The organism is Pseudomonas sp. F01002, from assembly GCF_004402115.1.
GTDB classification, from domain to species: domain Bacteria; phylum Pseudomonadota; class Gammaproteobacteria; order Pseudomonadales; family Pseudomonadaceae; genus Aquipseudomonas; species Aquipseudomonas frigoris.
In genome coordinates, this window is sequence record NZ_SOPU01000005.1 from 69,835 (window position 1) to 70,238 (window position 404).

The 404-nt window shown below is 64.1% G+C and carries 1 pseudogene; it reads left to right on the plus strand.

The features are described 5' to 3' along the window. A pseudogene (locus E3W21_RS31640) lies at nt 1–404 on the plus strand (glycine dehydrogenase (aminomethyl-transferring)); the annotation flags it as partial.

Sequence of the window (404 nt, forward strand, 5' to 3'; positions counted from 1 at the left end):
CCACGGCGGTGGCGGCCCCGGCGTCGGCCCGATTGGCGTCAGGTCGCACCTGACCCCGTTCCTGCCGGGTCACGGGACCATGGAGCGTAAAGAAGGCGCGGTCTGCGCCGCACCGTTCGGCAGCGCGAGCATTTTGCCGATCACCTGGATGTACATTCGGATGATGGGTGGCGCCGGTCTCAAGCGCGCTTCGCAACTGGCGATCCTCAATGCCAACTACATTTCCCGTCGCCTCGAAGAGCACTATCCAGTGCTGTACACCGGCAGCAACGGCCTGGTGGCACACGAATGCATCCTCGATTTGCGCCCGTTGAAAGACAGCAGCGGCATCAGCGTCGATGACGTCGCCAAGCGCCTGATCGACTTCGGCTTCCATGCCCCGACCATGTCGTTCCCCGTCGCCG